Origin of the sequence: Cytobacillus sp. FSL R5-0569, assembly GCF_038007265.1 — a bacterium.
Classification (GTDB): Bacteria; Bacillota; Bacilli; order Bacillales; family Cytobacillaceae; genus Cytobacillus; species Cytobacillus kochii.
The window spans coordinates 1,960,848-1,976,803 of the sequence record NZ_JBBOWW010000001.1; the positions used below are offsets into that span (position 1 = coordinate 1,960,848).

A 15,956-nucleotide genomic window follows, 5' to 3' on the forward strand; every position below is an offset into this window, starting at 1 on the left:
AAAAGAACGATTGGCATACGCAATATTTGGAAAAGATAATGTAATAATAAAAAATCATGCTGAATGTTCATATACGACATTTACATATTCAATAAGGAGGATTCCATAATGGCAATCACTGCACAAATGGTAAAAGAATTACGTGAAAAAACAGGTGCTGGAATGATGGATTGTAAAAAAGCACTTCAAGAAGTAGACGGAGATATGGAAAAAGCAATTGACTTTCTTCGTGAGAAAGGTATTGCAAAAGCTGCGAAGAAAGGCGATCGTATCGCTGCTGAAGGCTTAACTTCTATTAAAGTAGAAGGAAATGAAGCTGTTATTCTTGAAGTAAATGCTGAAACAGACTTCGTTGCTAAAAACGAAGGTTTCCAAACACTTGTAAAAGAATTAGGAGAGCACTTGTTAAGTGTAAAACCTGCGTCAGTTGAAGAAGCACTTCAAGGATCTATGACAAATGGTAACACAGTTGAGTCTCATATCAATACAGCTATTTCTAAAATTGGAGAAAAACTATCATTACGCCGTTTTGAAGTTAAAACAAAAACAGATAACGATGCTTTTGGCGCATACCTACACATGGGTGGACGTATTGGTGTACTTACAGTACTTGAAGGTACAACTGATGAAGAAGCAGCAAAAGACGTATCTATGCATATTGCAGCATTAAACCCTAAATATATCTCTCGTGATGAAGTTTCACAAGAAGAAGTTGAACATGAGCGTCAAGTTCTTACTCAACAAGCGCTTAACGAAGGTAAACCAGAAAAAATCGTTGAGAAAATGGTTGAAGGTCGCTTAGGTAAATATTTCGAAGAAGTTTGTGTAAACGATCAATCATTTGTTAAAAACCCAGATGAAAAAGTTGGGAAATTTGTTGCTTCTAAAGGCGGTAAAATTAGCGAATTCGTACGTTATGAAGTAGGAGAAGGTATCGAAAAACGCGAAGATAACTTTGCAGAAGAAGTAATGAGCCAAGTGAAAAAATAATAAATCTACCATAGTAGATGAATTTGTGGGGAACACTGTGTGTTCCCTGTTTGTTAGAATAAATGTAATTTGAAATTTTAAGCAAAAGCTTTTTTTGCTTACTATTCATTATGGAGGTTCTTATGAGCGACCCTAAATATAAAAGAGTTGTTTTAAAATTAAGTGGTGAAGCATTGGCTGGAGAACAAGGTTTCGGCATTAATCCATCAGTAATTAAGTCAGTCGCACAGCAAGTGAAAGACTTAGCTGAGCTAGATGTTGAAGTAGCTGTCGTTGTTGGTGGCGGAAATATTTGGCGTGGTAAGATTGGTGAAGAGATGGGTATGGAACGTGCTAATGCAGATTATATGGGAATGCTTGCAACGGTAATGAACTCCTTAGCACTTCAAGATAGTTTAGAACAACTTGGGATTGAAACAAGAGTACAAACTTCAATTGAAATGAGACAAGTTGCTGAGCCATATATCCGTAGAAAAGCCATTCGTCACTTGGAAAAGAAAAGGGTCGTTATTTTCGCTGCAGGCACAGGAAACCCTTATTTCTCTACAGATACAACAGCTGCACTAAGAGCGGCAGAAATTGATGCTGAAGTTATCTTAATGGCAAAAAATAATGTTGACGGTGTATACTCTGCTGATCCACGAATCGATAAAAATGCAAAAAAATACGATGAATTATCCTATTTAGATGTCATTAAAGAGGGATTAGCAGTCATGGATTCAACGGCATCATCACTTTGCATGGATAATAATATTCCACTGATTGTCTTTTCTATTATGGAAAAAGGAAATATCAATCGCGCTGTATTAGGCGAGCCAATCGGTACAATCGTAAGGGGGAAAAACTAAATGCCAAAAAATATCATAGCTAATGTAAAAGAACGTATGACAAAAGCAACACAATCTTACTCACGCGAATTAGCCGGTATCAGAGCTGGGAAAGCTAACTCTTCTATATTAGATAGAATAACAGTAGATTACTATGGTGCACCAACACCTATTAACCAATTAGCTGGTGTTTCTGTACCAGAAGCACGTTTATTAGTCATTCAACCCTATGATAAATCTATATTAGGTGACATTGAAAAGGCAATCTTGAAATCAGATTTAGGACTTACTCCAACAAGCGATGGAAACCTTATTCGTTTATCCATTCCACAACTAACTGAAGAGCGCCGTAAGGAACTTGTAAAAGTTGTGAAAAAAGAGGCGGAAGAAGCGAAAGTAGGCATCCGTAATATTAGAAGAGACGGTAATGATGATCTGAAAAAACTAGAAAAAAATGGAGAAATCACTGAGGATGATCAACGTGGTTACTCAGATGATATCCAAAAAGCAACAGATGAGTTCATTAAGAAAATTGATGAGCTTACAAAAGATAAAGAAAAAGAAATTTTAGAAGTATAATCTTATTTACATTATATAGGACATACTTTTTCGATTGTAGGCGAAGCCCTCTATGATAAATAGGGGGCTTTTTCTATAATGGACCGATTCTAAAACTTCGTGTTTTATGAATGAAGTGAAAAAGGCAGTAGCGTAGAAGAAAATGGAACTATTTTCTTTACTGATAGAATTTGTTGGCAGATAAACCAAAACGGCAATCCTTGAAATCGAACTCTTAATTTTAATTAATATCTTAAAAAAATATCTTATTGCATCGTTTTGTGGTAATCTTTAAAATGAGGAGCACAATTGGAGGAAAGTTATTGATGTGCTTACTTATTCTGCCTATAATGAATATATCTGAAATGGCAAAAGCGTCACTCGTTTAATCATCGAAGTAGTATGAACGGAAAAGGGTGCTTATCCATTAAATACATGGCATTACTTATTTAATGGTAAATCAGCCGATTAAAAGGAGTATTCAAATGTTCGATAAAATGAAACTTTGGAAAAATAATAATGACTCAATAGATCTTCAAGATAGAATAGATAATATTAAAGCACAGCCAATTCCAGAGCATGTAGCTATCATCATGGATGGTAATGGTCGCTGGGCTAAAAAAAGAACGTTGCCACGTGTTGCAGGTCATCATGAAGGGGCAAAAGTCGTTAGAAAAATCACACGATTCGCCAATCAACTGGGTGTTAAAACGTTAACATTATACGCCTTCTCTACTGAGAATTGGAAAAGGCCGAAAATGGAAGTCGATTTCCTTATGAAATTGCCATCTGAATTTCTGCAAACGTTTTTACCCGAATTAATTGAAGAGAATGTTCAAGTGAAAATGATAGGAAATAAATCTATTTTACCGGCAGCGACATTAAAAGCGATTGACGAAGCGATCCAATCTACTGCTCATAATGATGGGTTAGTGTTAAATTTCGCTATGAACTACGGGAGTCGAGCGGAAATTATTGAGGCAGTTAAAAACGTCTTAATTGATGCGCAAAGTGGTATAATAGATGATGAAAAGTTAACAGAAGAAGTTTTTTCATCATACTTAATGACAAATGAGTTGACCGATCCAGACCTACTGATACGAACGAGTGGGGAAATTCGTTTAAGTAATTTTATGCTATGGCAACTAGCTTATGCTGAGTTTTGGTTTACAGATGTTTTATGGCCAGACTTTGGGGAAGAACATTTTGTTGAAGCAGTTGAAGTATTCCAAAAGCGTCAAAGGCGTTTTGGAGGAGTTTAATAAAGGTGTTGAAATGAATGAAAGAAAGAGTAATCACAGCAATCATTTTTGGAGCAGTTCTCTTGCCACTAGTATTTATTGGTGGGTGGCCATTGATGCTCCTTGCCTATTTTTTTGCAACAGTAGGCTTATACGAACTATTAAGAATGAAAGGGTTTAATCTATTTTCCCTTCCAGGACTCATATCTACGTTTATATTATGGATGATCATGATTCCTACAGAATTTTATTTTGCTTGGTTAATACGAGCAGGAGTTGGAAAGACAGATATTTTAGTACTTGGTGTACTTCTTTTGCTTACATATACAGTATTAACAAAGAATCGTGTTACATATGATGATATTGCCTTTATGCTCATTTCTACTATCTATATAGGTTTTGGTTTTCATTACTTTCTAGAAACGAGAGCGATGGAGAATGGTCTTATTTGGATCTTTTTTAGCCTATTTATTATATGGGCTTCTGATTCAGGTGCGTATTTCTTTGGAAAGGCATTTGGAAAAAGAAAGCTATGGCCAGATATTAGTCCTAATAAAACAATAGAGGGTAGTGTTGGCGGTGTTATTTCATCTGTTGTTGTTGCTTGTTTGTTTTTGATTTTCACAGATATTAGTGAACCCGCTATTCTCATTATTCTTATGACCTGTCTATTAGCTGTCTTTGGACAAGTTGGCGACTTGGCAGAATCAGCATTTAAAAGACATTACGGGGTAAAAGATTCGGGTAGAATATTACCTGGTCATGGTGGGATCCTTGACCGTTTCGATAGCTTGTTATTTGTTTGGCCATTTATGTATATTATCTTATCTATCATGTAATAAAAGACAGGGTAGAGAAACGATTATATAGAGACGCCGTTTTTAGCGGGGAAAGTGTAATCATACCATATGATATGTGGCTTAGTAGACACTTTTCTTAATAGGAGATGTTTTAGAAATGAAAAAAATTAGTTTAATGGGTGCTTCAGGTTCTATCGGTACACAAACGTTAGATATCATTAGACAGCATCCTGATGAATTCCAATTAGTAGCTTTTTCAGTAGGAAAAAATATTCATTTTGCCCGTCAAGTAATCAATGAATTCCATCCAGAGCTTGTTTCCGTCTTAGAAAAAAGTTCGATGGAGATGCTTAAAGCTGAGTTTCCAAGCATATCATTTACATATGGACAACTCGGTTTAACAGAAGTGGCTGTATACAATAAAGCAAATATATTGGTAAATGCTGTTTTAGGTCGTGTCGGACTAGAACCAACATTACAAGCAATTGAGGAAAGAAAAACGATTGCTATTGCAAATAAGGAAACATTGGTAACAGCGGGGCATTTAGTCATGGAAGCAGCAAAAAACTATGGTGTTGACCTTTTACCTGTTGATAGTGAGCATTCAGCGATTTTTCAAGCATTACAAGGTGAGAATGCGAAGAATATCGATAGATTGATTTTAACCGCTTCTGGAGGATCTTTTCGTGATTATAGCAGAGCGGATTTAGAAGCAGTAACAGTTGAACAAGCGTTAAATCATCCTAACTGGTCAATGGGAGCTAAAATCACAATTGACTCGGCAACAATGATGAATAAGGGCTTAGAAGTAATCGAAGCTCATTGGTTATTCTCATTACCATATGATAAGATTGACTGTCTTCTTCATAATGAAAGTATCATTCATTCAATGGTTGAATTCCATGATAGTAGTGTCATCGCACAATTAGGTACACCGGATATGAGGGTACCTATCCAGTACGCACTTTCATACCCAGACCGTTTACCATTAAAGAATAAGCGATTAGATCTAGCCAAAATTGGCCAGCTCCATTTTAAAGAGATGGATTATGATCGCTTTCGTTGTTTAGCGCTTGCTTACCAAGCAGGAAAAGAAGGTGGATCGATGCCTGCGGTTTTAAATGCAGCAAATGAAGCAGCGGTTGCAGCATTTTTAGAAGGAAAAATAAGCTTTTTAAAGATTGAAGAGTTAATTGAAAAAGCTTTAACAAGACATTCCTGTATAAAAGCACCGACATTATCAGAAATACAAGAAGTAGATGAGGAAACAAGAGCCTATATCTATTCGCTTTTATCAAGCTGATTCGTTTTTGATTCAGAAAAAAAGGTGGTTAAAAATTGAGTACAGTCATAGCCTTTATTATCATTTTTGGGGCACTAGTATTTTTCCATGAACTTGGACATTTAATCTTTGCGAAGCGAGCAGGTATCCTATGTCGTGAGTTCGCGATTGGTATGGGACCAAAAGTTTTTTCATTTACAAAAAATGATACACTTTATACGATCCGGTTGTTACCGATAGGTGGCTATGTTCGGATGGCTGGTGAAGATGTTGAAATGGTCGAATTGAAAGCAGGTTACCGTGTAGGATTAGTCTTCAATGACCAAAATGAAGTTCAGAAGATTATTTTAAATAACAAAGATAAATATCCGGATGCAAGGATTCTCGAAATCGAACATGCAGATATTGAACATGAATTGATATTAAAAGGGTATGTCGAAGGTGAGGAAGAAGAAAAATTAGAAACTTTTAAGGTGAATCGCCGAGCAGTATTGGTGGAAGATGGAACAGAAACACTGATTGCTCCTTATGATCGCCAATTTTCTTCTAAAACTTTAGGACAAAGAACAATGGCTATTTTCGCTGGACCGATGATGAACTTTGTTTTAGCTTTTGTTATTTTTGTCATCATCGCTTTATTACAGGGGATGCCATCAAATGCGCCGATGCTTGGGGAATTAACAGAAGATGGTGCAGCGATTGATGCAGGATTCAAACAAGGTGACATTGTTCATTCAGTCGATGGTGCAGAAATTTCAAGCTGGCAAGATGTTGTAGAAATCATTCAGAAAAACCCTAATAATGAGCTTGAATTTCAAATTGATCGCGGTGGGGAAGAAATGACGATCCCGGTTACACCTAAGTCACAAGAAATAGAAGATGGTCCGACAATCGGTGTGATCGGTGTATATAGTCCGATGGAAAAAAATCCATTTAAATCAGTTGTATACGGTGCTGAGGAGACCTTATTATGGACAAAAGAAATTTTTGTTATTTTAGGGAAGTTAATCTCTGGGGAATTTACGATTGATGCCCTTTCAGGTCCTGTTGGTATCTATGTTTCAGTTGACACAGTTGCTCAATCAGGTATATTTTATTTAATGAAGTGGGCAGGCGTCTTAAGCATCAATTTAGGTATCATGAACCTATTGCCTATCCCTGCTCTCGATGGTGGAAGATTAATGTTCTTTGCTATTGAAGGAGTTAGAGGAAAACCGATTGACAAACAAAAAGAAGGTATGGTTCACTTTGTAGGCTTTGCGCTATTAATGCTGCTTATGTTAGTTGTAACATGGAATGACATTCAGCGATTCTTTTTATAAGAAGATGAAACCTGAGGCTCAGAGATCCGTTTTCACTAAATGGTTTCTGAGCCTTGATAATGAAAATAAATAATAGAGGTGTATAAATTAAGATGAAACAAAGTCAGGTATTAATTCCAACTTTAAGGGAAAACCCTGCTGATGCAGAAATTAAAAGTCATCAACTTTTATTAAGAGCAGGATTTATTCGTCAAAATGCTAGTGGTATTTATAGTTATTTACCAATGGCAAGGAAAGTGTTACAAAATATTGAAACGATTATTAGAGAAGAGCTTGAAGCCATTAATGCCGTAGAGATGCTTATGCCTGCACTTCAGCAAGCAGAGTTGTGGCAAGAGTCTGGTCGCTGGTATACATATGGTTCAGAGTTAATGAGAATGAAAGACCGTCATGAGCGAGAATTTGCTCTTGGGCCAACACATGAAGAGGTTGTGACGAGTCTTGTACGTGATGAAGTGAAATCATATAAAAGGTTACCCCTTGCTCTGTATCAAATTCAAACGAAGTTTCGTGATGAAAAGCGTCCGCGTTTTGGTGTGCTAAGAGGTCGAGAATTTATTATGAAAGATGGTTATTCTTTCCATTCAAGCCAAGAAAGTTTAGATGAGATGTACGACCTTTTTTATCAAGCTTATTCCAATATTTTTTCTCGCGCAGGTTTGAATTTTAGAGCTGTTATTGCGGATTCTGGAGCAATGGGTGGTAAAGATACTCATGAATTTATGGTTCTGTCCGAAATTGGAGAAGATACGATTGCTTATTCTGATACATCTCAATATGCAGCAAATATTGAAATGGCAGAGGTAGTTTCAACATATGAAAAATCTAATGAAGAGTTAAGAGAAATTGAAAAAGTTAGTACTACGAATCAAAAAAGTATTGCAGAAATTGTGGATTATTTAAATGTCTCAGCAGAAAAATGCATAAAATCATTACTGTTTAAAGTAGATGAAGATTATGTATTGATACTTGTTCGTGGTGATCATGAAGTCAATGATATTAAAGTAAAGAATCTGCTCGCTGCCAATGATGTGGAATTAGCTGATGCTGAGGAGACAAAATCCGTTATTGGCTGTGAAATTGGTTCCATTGGTCCGGTTCATGCAAATGTACGGATCATTGCCGACCATGCTGTCAGTGCAATTGTTAATGGTGTCTGCGGTGCAAATGAAGCTGGTTACCACTATGTCAATGTAAATGTGGATCGCGACTTTACCGTAGAACAATATGCAGATGTTCGCTTTATTCAAGAAGGAGACCCATCACCTGATGGAGAAGGTAGTATTCTTTTTGCAAAAGGAATTGAAGTTGGTCATATATTCAAGCTTGGTACGAGATATAGTGAAGCTATGGACGCGACTATTCTTGATGAAAATGGCCGTTCACAACCAATGATTATGGGTTGTTATGGCATCGGGGTTTCTCGTGTAATGGCAGCTATTGCGGAACAACATAGTGATGAAAATGGACTTGTTTGGCCGGAGAATATCGCACCTTATCAGCTTCATCTTGTTTCTTTAAATATGAAAAAAGAAGACCAAGTGCAATTAAGTGAAAGAGTATACGATTCTTTGAAAGATTTAGGGTATCGTATTTTATGGGATGATCGCGCTGAACGAGCTGGCGTAAAATTCGCTGATAGTGATTTAATCGGTTTACCTTTACGAATTACTGTTGGTAAAAAGGCAAATGAAGGCATCGTAGAAGTTAAATTAAGAAGTACAGGCGAGCAATTTGAAGTATCGGTGGATGAATTACCACAATTCATTCATAATCAGTTAGCATAAAAAACCTAAACATTCCTATATAAAAATAATCCGACCCCATTAGTCGTCAAATGTTAAAGATGAGAATGGGATCGGTTTTTTATTTATCATCGATAGAATTAGATTGTAGTCCTATTAATAAATTGCGTCACTTTCCGAATTATAGCTTGATACTTATGCTTAATAGCCTACGCTTCATTCATTTTTGAAGTGTTAAATAACCCGTTCATTCCTCGGGGAAATAATATACATTACCACAAAATAGTTGACAATTAGCGTGATTTTTACTTTATCAAATCTAGTATTTAATTATGATATAATAGTGACCGATTGAAGAAAAATAGAACGTTAATGAAGGGGGAGGGCTGAAATGAACGATGTAAAAGGAAACAAAGAACGTTTTCAGCTCCTGTTACAACAATTAGAATTAACAGAAGATGCTTTTGTTCATTATTTTGAACAAGCCGAAATCATGAAAGTATATATTCAAAAAAAGGAAAAAAGGTGGCATTTTTCCTTTAGCTTAGAACAAATCTTACCGGCAACTGTTCTTCAAAGATTTGCAGCTCAATTGCACCACAAGTTTTCTCATATTGCACGTACCTCTTTTTCTATTACTGTTACGAATCAAGAATATGATGAGAGCTTAATTCAAGATTATTGGACATTTTGTATGAAAGAAATTGAAGGCATCTCACCACCGATGCTTAAGCTTCTTCATGAGCAAGTGCCGAAAATAAAGGGAAATAAGGTAATCGTTACCGTTAGTAATGATATGGAAAGTCAGTCTATTAAAAATAAGTATGCGCCCCTTATTCTTGATAGCTTTCAATCATTTGGATTTCCACCATTTCAAATTGAAACAGAATTGTCAACCGAAGAGAGCAATGAAGCATATGAGCGTTTCTTAGAAGCAAAGAGAAAAGAAGATCAAGAACGCGGCATGCAAGCAGCAATTGAAATGGAGAAGAAAGCATTAGAGCAAGAATCAGATACACCGATACCACAAGGGCCATTGACAGTTGGCCTGACAATTAAAGATGATGCTGACTTCCGCAAACTAATTGATATAGTTGATGAAGAAAGAAGAATTGCTGTCGAAGGTTACGTCTTTCATGCAGAAACAAAAGAACTCAGAAGTGGTCGGACATTATTAACTTTCAAAATTACTGATTATACAAGCTCGATACTTGTAAAAATGTTTTCCCGAGATAAAGAAGATGCTGCACTCTTTCAAATGGTACAAAAAGGCATGTGGCTGAAAGTTCGTGGTAGCATTCAAAATGATACCTTCGTGCGTGACCTAGTCATGATTGGTAATGATTTAAATGAAATTAAACCAATTGAAAGAAAAGATACAGCTAAGGAAGATGAAAAGCGGGTTGAACTTCATCTTCATACACCAATGAGCCAAATGGATGCCGTTAGTTCGGTTAGTGCGCTTGTTTCACAAGCAAAGAAGTGGGGACATAAAGCAATTGCGATTACAGACCATGCTGGTGCTCAATCCTTTCCAGAAGCATTTAATGCCGGTAAGAAAAATGGTATCAAAATACTTTATGGTGTTGAGGCGAACTTAATCGATGACGGTGTACCAATTGCTTATAATGATGCTCATAGACGAGTAGCTGAAGATACTTATGTTGTGTTTGACGTTGAAACGACTGGATTATCTGCTGTTTATGACACCATTATAGAACTTGCAGCCGTGAAAATTCACGACGGCGAGATTATTGATCGTTTTGAATCCTTTGCTAATCCGCATCATCCATTATCTGCTACGACAATTAATTTAACGGGCATAACAGATGATTTAGTAGAGAATGCCCCTGAAGTAGCTGACGTTTTAAAAGATTTTTACGAATGGACTGGCGATAGTGTGCTTGTGGCCCATAACGCTTCATTTGATATGGGTTTTTTAAATGTAGGGTATAAGAAATTAGGTCTTGGAAAAGCAACAAATCCCGTTGTAGATACACTTGAATTAGCGCGATTTTTACACCCTGAAATGAAAAATCATCGCCTCAACACATTGGCAAAGAAGTTTGATGTTGAACTAACTCAACATCACCGGGCAATATACGATGCGGAAGCAACAGGCTATATATTAATCAAAATGCTGAAGGATGCGATGGCTAAAGGCATTGAATACCATGATCAATTTAATGACAATATGGGTAAAGGAAATGCTTATCAAAGGGCTAGACCGTCCCATTGTACTTTGATAGCGCAAACGAGTGAAGGATTGAAGAATCTTTTTAAATTAGTCTCGATTGCTCATATTAATTATTTTTATCGTGTGCCACGTATTCCTCGCTCGGTATTACAGAAATATAGAGAAGGTATTATTGTTGGTTCTGGATGTGACAAAGGTGAAGTTTTTGAAGGGATGATGCAAAAATCGCCTGATGAAGTGGAAGAGATAGCTGAGTTTTATGATTATCTAGAGGTTCACCCTAAAGAGGTCTATGCTCATTTATTAGAATTAGAGTTAGTTCGTGACGAAAAGGCGCTCGAAGAAATCATTACGAACGTTGTACAACTTGGTGAAAAATTAAATATCCCCGTTGTTGCCACAGGGAATGTTCATTACTTAAATCCGAATGATAAGATTTATCGTAAGATTTTAGTAAATTCTCAAGGTGGGGCAAATCCGCTCAACCGTCATGAACTGCCTGATGTGCATTTTCGCACGACCAATGAAATGCTTGAATGCTTTGCATTTTTAGGAAAAGAAACAGCGAAAAAAATCGTAGTAGATAATACGAATAAAATTGCTGAGATGATTGATGAAATCAAACCAATAAAAGATGATCTCTATACGCCAAAAATAGAAGGCGCAGACGAAGAAATGCGTGAAATGAGCTATAGCATGGCGAGAAGTATTTACGGAGAAGAACTACCTGAAATCGTAGAAGCTCGTTTAGAGAAAGAATTAAAAAGTATTATCGGACATGGCTTTGCCGTTATTTACTTGATCTCTCATAAACTTGTTAAAAAGTCACTAAATGATGGCTACTTAGTAGGATCAAGGGGTTCGGTAGGTTCCTCATTTGTTGCGACAATGACGGAAATAACAGAGGTTAATCCACTGCCTCCTCATTACGTCTGCCCTGATTGTAAACACTCTGAGTTTTTTGATGATGGTTCAGTAGGTTCAGGGTTTGATTTACCAGATAAAGATTGTCCAAACTGTTCTCAGCATTATCGTAAAGATGGCCATGATATTCCATTTGAAACTTTCTTAGGCTTTAAAGGGGATAAAGTACCAGATATTGACTTGAACTTCTCCGGGGAATATCAGCCTAGAGCTCATAACTATACAAAAGTTCTTTTTGGTGAAGAATATGTATATCGGGCAGGAACGATCGGTACTGTAGCAGACAAAACGGCATTCGGCTATGTTAAAGCGTATCAAAATGATAATAATCTTCAAATTCGAGGCGCAGAAATTGATCGCTTAGCTTCTGGTTGTACCGGTGTTAAGCGAACAACTGGACAACATCCAGGCGGCATTATTGTTGTTCCTGATTATATGGATATTTATGATTTTTCACCTATCCAGTTTCCGGCTGATGATCGTAATTCAGAATGGAAAACAACTCATTTTGACTTCCACTCCATTCATGATAATGTGTTGAAGCTAGATATACTTGGTCATGATGATCCCACTGTTATTAGGATGTTGCAAGATTTAAGTGGGATTGATCCGAAGACCATTCCAACCGATGATCCAGAAGTAATGAAAATCTTCAGTGGAACGGAATCGTTAGGCGTCACAGAAGAGCAAATTATGTGTAAAACAGGGACATTTGGTATTCCGGAGTTCGGAACAAGGTTTGTTCGACAAATGCTAGAAGACACGAAACCAACGACATTTTCTGAGCTTGTTCAAATTTCAGGTCTTTCACATGGAACTGATGTATGGCTCGGCAATGCCCAAGAGTTAATTCATAACAATACATGCACATTAAGTGAAGTTATTGGATGTCGTGATGATATTATGGTGTATTTAATTTATCAAGGCTTAGAACCGGCTTTCGCTTTTAAAATTATGGAATCAGTCCGAAAAGGAAAAGGCCTGACAGAAGAGATGGAAGCGGAAATGAGGAAGAATGAAGTACCTGAGTGGTATATTGACTCTTGCTTAAAGATAAAATATATGTTCCCTAAAGCCCATGCCGCTGCCTATGTCTTAATGGCGGTACGTATAGCCTACTTTAAAGTTCATCATGCGCTTTTATATTATGCAGCTTATTTTACCGTTCGTGCAGAAGATTTTGATATAGATGCGATGGTAAAAGGCTCACAGGCGATCCGAGCAAAAATTGAAGAAATCAATGCGAAAGGCTTAGATGCTTCTACAAAAGAAAAAAACTTGCTGACTGTAATGGAGTTAGCGCTTGAAATGAATGAAAGAGGATATAGTTTCCAAAAAGTTGATTTGTATAAATCCAGTGCAAGTGACTTTATTATTGAAGGTAATACACTGATTCCGCCGTTCAACTCTATACCAGGATTAGGTACGAACGCAGCACTGAATATTGTAAAAGCAAGAGGAGAAGGAGACTTCCTATCGAAGGAAGATCTTCAGCAAAGAGGTAAGGTATCTAAAACAATTATCGAGTACTTAAATAATCATGGTTGTTTAGAAGAATTACCAGACCAAAATCAGTTAAGTTTGTTCTAAGTCGCTTTTACAGCTATTCCATTTGCATAAAAATTATGGTTATGGTATAGTTTTATTGGAAATACTAACGGATATCTTCGCAAACAAGAGTGGGGCAACCCACTCTTTCGTCTTGTTATTAACCAAAATTTTCATCGGTTACAAAGATGATCCGGTATATCTCGATTAGCAGCAACTCTAGTGTTTGCTGCTACATTTATAATGAATAGGCATCTTGCTAGAAGGAGGGATAAAGATGAGTAAAGTGACTGAAGAAGTTGAACAATTAGTCACTCCTATTTTGAGCGATCTTCAGTTGGAATTAGTTGAGATCGAATATGTGAAGGAAGGAAAAGACTGGTTTCTTCGTGTCTTTATTGATAAAGAGACAGGCGTTGATATAGAAGAGTGTGGAGTAGTTAGTGAACGCTTAAGTGAGAAATTAGATGAAATTGACCCAATTCCTTACAACTATTTCCTTGAGGTCTCTTCACCAGGAGCGGAACGCCCTCTAAAAAAAGAACAAGATTTCATGAAAGCAATTGGTAAAAACGTATTTATAAAAACGTATGAACCAATAGATGGAGAAAAAACATTTGAAGGTGTATTAACAGACTTCGATGGCCATATCGTTAAAGTTGAAATGAAAGTTAAAACAAGAAAGAAAACGGTAGAATTACCGTATGAAAAAATCGCAAAAGCTCGCTTAGCTATTGTCTTCTCATAAAGCAATTGGCGTAACGCAACTTATTTAAAGGGGGATATGAATCACATGAGCAGTGAATTATTAGATGCTCTTATTTTGCTTGAAAAGGAAAAAGGAATTTCACGAGATGTCATTATTGATGCAATGGAAGCCGCGTTAGTGTCTGCTTATCGTAGAAACTTTAATCAAGCACAAAATGTCCGTATTGATTTAAATTTAGGTAGTGGCACTATGAAAGTATTTGCCCGCAAAGAAGTCGTTGATGAAGTGTTTGATCCAAGATTAGAGATTTCTATCGAGGATGCACGCAAGATTAATCCTAACTATACGGTTGAAGATATTGTAGAAATGGAAGTAACGCCAAAAGATTTTGGTAGAATTGCTGCACAAACAGCCAAACAAGTCGTTACTCAACGTGTTCGTGAAGCAGAACGAGGCATTATCTATTCTGAATTCATTGATCGAGAAGAGGATATCATGACAGGCATTGTCCAAAGACAAGACGCAAAATTTATTTACGTTAGTCTTGGTAAGATTGAAGCGATTTTACCTGTAAGTGAACAGATGCCTAGTGAACAGTATCGCCCACATGATCGTATTAAAGTGTTTATTACAAAAGTCGAAAAAACGACAAAAGGTCCACAAATTTATGTTTCTAGAACACACCCAGGACTTTTAAAACGTCTTTTTGAAATTGAAGTACCAGAAATTTATGACGGTACTGTTGAATTAAAATCTGTTGCGCGTGAAGCGGGAGATCGCTCAAAAATCTCTGTACATTCTGATAATCCAGAGGTAGATCCAGTTGGTTCATGTGTTGGACCTAAAGGTACACGTGTGCAAGCCGTTGTTAACGAGTTAAAAGGTGAAAAAATTGACATTGTGAAGTGGTCTAGCGATCCAGTTGTCTTTGTAGCCAATGCATTAAGTCCTTCTAAAGTGTTAGATGTTGTAGTAAATGAAGAGGACAAAGCGACAACGGTTGTTGTTCCAGATTATCAACTATCGCTAGCTATTGGGAAACGAGGACAAAATGCAAGACTTGCGGCGAAGCTTACTGGTTGGAAAATTGATATTAAATCAGAGACAGAAGCAAGAGAAGCCGGCACATATCCAAGAGATGAAGCTCTTTTAAGCTATCATCAAGATGATGAAGATGAAGATTTTACATTCCCTGAAGATAAGGAATAAGAGGTGAATGGCTGGTGAACAAAAGCAGAAAAATTCCGATGAGAAAATGTATAGCGACGGGAGAAATGATGCCGAAGAAATCACTCGTACGCATTGTTCGCTCAAAAGAAGGCGAAGTTTCGGTTGATGTTACAGGTAAGAAATCCGGTCGTGGAGCGTATCTTACAAAAAGCAAGGAAGCCATCTTACTTGCAAAAAAGAAAAATATTTTAGCTAGTCATCTAGATGTACAAGTGGATGAGGACATATATAACGAACTTTTAGATCTTATTGAAAAGGAGAAATGACCGTCCAAAATGAATGAGAGAAAATGGATGTCATTACTTGGCTTGGCCAATCGAGCGCGTAAAATCACTTCAGGTGAAGAGCTTTCTATAAGCGATATTAGAAAAGGGAAAGCGAAGCTGGTTTTGTTGTCTGCAGATGCTTCTGCTAATACGACAAAAAAAGTAACAGACAAATGTAAATCTTATGCTGTTCCTTATAAGATTGTCCCAGACAGAGAATTGTTAGGGCAAGCAATTGGCAAGGAAGCAAGAGTAGTGGTGGCTGTTTTAGACGCTGGATTCGCCAAAAAGCTATTAACGTTGCTCGATTAATTCTA

Annotated in this window: 13 protein-coding genes; all 13 read left to right on the forward strand. The window is 36.9% G+C overall.

The window, feature by feature from the left end; genetic code table 11:
• Positions 1 to 108 precede the first annotated feature (108 nt).
• The 13 genes from tsf to MKX78_RS10305 all read left to right on the forward strand — a co-directional run bounded on the left by tsf (position 109) and on the right by MKX78_RS10305 (position 15,951).
• Positions 109 to 990 (forward strand): translation elongation factor Ts, encoded by an 882-nt coding sequence (tsf, locus tag MKX78_RS10245; protein WP_095369503.1) that lies wholly within the window; start codon positions 109 to 111, stop codon positions 988 to 990.
• Between the two features lie 122 nt (positions 991 to 1,112).
• On the forward strand, positions 1,113 to 1,838 hold the full coding sequence (pyrH, locus tag MKX78_RS10250; protein WP_095369502.1) for a UMP kinase: 726 nt from the start codon (positions 1,113 to 1,115) through the stop codon (positions 1,836 to 1,838).
• Complete coding sequence (gene frr / locus MKX78_RS10255) at positions 1,839 to 2,396, forward strand: ribosome recycling factor (protein WP_095369501.1); 558 nt, start codon at positions 1,839 to 1,841, stop codon at positions 2,394 to 2,396. It begins immediately after the preceding gene.
• Positions 2,397 to 2,860: 464 nt separating this feature from the next.
• Complete coding sequence (locus MKX78_RS10260; protein WP_095369500.1) at positions 2,861 to 3,637, forward strand: isoprenyl transferase; 777 nt, start codon at positions 2,861 to 2,863, stop codon at positions 3,635 to 3,637.
• Between the two features lie 17 nt (positions 3,638 to 3,654).
• Positions 3,655 to 4,455 carry a phosphatidate cytidylyltransferase gene (locus MKX78_RS10265; RefSeq protein ID WP_095369499.1) on the forward strand — a complete coding sequence of 267 codons (801 nt, stop codon included), beginning with the start codon at positions 3,655 to 3,657 and terminating at the stop codon, positions 4,453 to 4,455.
• Positions 4,456 to 4,573: 118 nt separating this feature from the next.
• Positions 4,574 to 5,719: a 1-deoxy-D-xylulose-5-phosphate reductoisomerase gene (gene dxr, locus MKX78_RS10270; RefSeq protein ID WP_095369498.1), complete on the forward strand. Its 1,146-nt coding sequence runs from the start codon at positions 4,574 to 4,576 to the stop codon at positions 5,717 to 5,719.
• Positions 5,720 to 5,754: 35 nt separating this feature from the next.
• Complete coding sequence (gene rseP / locus MKX78_RS10275) at positions 5,755 to 7,020, forward strand: RIP metalloprotease RseP (RefSeq protein ID WP_307314387.1); 1,266 nt, start codon at positions 5,755 to 5,757, stop codon at positions 7,018 to 7,020.
• Between the two features lie 92 nt (positions 7,021 to 7,112).
• Positions 7,113 to 8,807: a proline--tRNA ligase gene (locus tag MKX78_RS10280; protein ID WP_307314385.1), complete on the forward strand. Its 1,695-nt coding sequence runs from the start codon at positions 7,113 to 7,115 to the stop codon at positions 8,805 to 8,807.
• A gap of 349 nt (positions 8,808 to 9,156) precedes the next feature.
• Positions 9,157 to 13,476: a PolC-type DNA polymerase III gene (locus MKX78_RS10285; RefSeq protein WP_307314384.1), complete on the forward strand. Its 4,320-nt coding sequence runs from the start codon at positions 9,157 to 9,159 to the stop codon at positions 13,474 to 13,476.
• 235 nt (positions 13,477 to 13,711) lie between these two features.
• Positions 13,712 to 14,182: a ribosome maturation factor RimP gene (gene rimP / locus MKX78_RS10290; RefSeq protein ID WP_095369494.1), complete on the forward strand. Its 471-nt coding sequence runs from the start codon at positions 13,712 to 13,714 to the stop codon at positions 14,180 to 14,182.
• Between the two features lie 45 nt (positions 14,183 to 14,227).
• A complete protein-coding gene (nusA, locus tag MKX78_RS10295; protein WP_191812158.1) occupies positions 14,228 to 15,352 on the forward strand; it encodes a transcription termination factor NusA in 1,125 nt (374 codons plus the stop codon).
• Positions 15,353 to 15,366: 14 nt separating this feature from the next.
• The gene (rnpM, locus tag MKX78_RS10300) at positions 15,367 to 15,639 is read left to right on the forward strand and encodes an RNase P modulator RnpM (protein ID WP_095369493.1); all 273 of its coding nucleotides are present in this window, start codon (positions 15,367 to 15,369) and stop codon (positions 15,637 to 15,639) included.
• Positions 15,640 to 15,648: 9 nt separating this feature from the next.
• Positions 15,649 to 15,951 carry a YlxQ family RNA-binding protein gene (locus tag MKX78_RS10305; RefSeq protein ID WP_095369492.1) on the forward strand — a complete coding sequence of 101 codons (303 nt, stop codon included), beginning with the start codon at positions 15,649 to 15,651 and terminating at the stop codon, positions 15,949 to 15,951.
• The last annotated feature ends 5 nt before the right edge of the window (positions 15,952 to 15,956 follow it).

Bases quoted from the DNA above. Each gene is read 5' to 3' on its own strand.
- tsf (WP_095369503.1), top strand. From the start codon at position 109: ATGGCAATCACTGCACAAATGGTAAAAGAATTACGTGAAAAAACAGGT.
- pyrH (WP_095369502.1), top strand. From the start codon at position 1,113: ATGAGCGACCCTAAATATAAAAGAGTTGTTTTAAAATTAAGTGGTGAA.
- frr (WP_095369501.1), top strand. From the start codon at position 1,839: ATGCCAAAAAATATCATAGCTAATGTAAAAGAACGTATGACAAAAGCA.
- MKX78_RS10260 (WP_095369500.1), top strand. From the start codon at position 2,861: ATGTTCGATAAAATGAAACTTTGGAAAAATAATAATGACTCAATAGAT.
- MKX78_RS10265 (WP_095369499.1), top strand. From the start codon at position 3,655: ATGAAAGAAAGAGTAATCACAGCAATCATTTTTGGAGCAGTTCTCTTG.
- dxr (WP_095369498.1), top strand. From the start codon at position 4,574: ATGAAAAAAATTAGTTTAATGGGTGCTTCAGGTTCTATCGGTACACAA.
- MKX78_RS10280 (WP_307314385.1), top strand. From the start codon at position 7,113: ATGAAACAAAGTCAGGTATTAATTCCAACTTTAAGGGAAAACCCTGCT.
- MKX78_RS10285 (WP_307314384.1), top strand. From the start codon at position 9,157: ATGAACGATGTAAAAGGAAACAAAGAACGTTTTCAGCTCCTGTTACAA.
- rimP (WP_095369494.1), top strand. From the start codon at position 13,712: ATGAGTAAAGTGACTGAAGAAGTTGAACAATTAGTCACTCCTATTTTG.
- nusA (WP_191812158.1), top strand. From the start codon at position 14,228: ATGAGCAGTGAATTATTAGATGCTCTTATTTTGCTTGAAAAGGAAAAA.
- MKX78_RS10305 (WP_095369492.1), top strand. From the start codon at position 15,649: ATGAATGAGAGAAAATGGATGTCATTACTTGGCTTGGCCAATCGAGCG.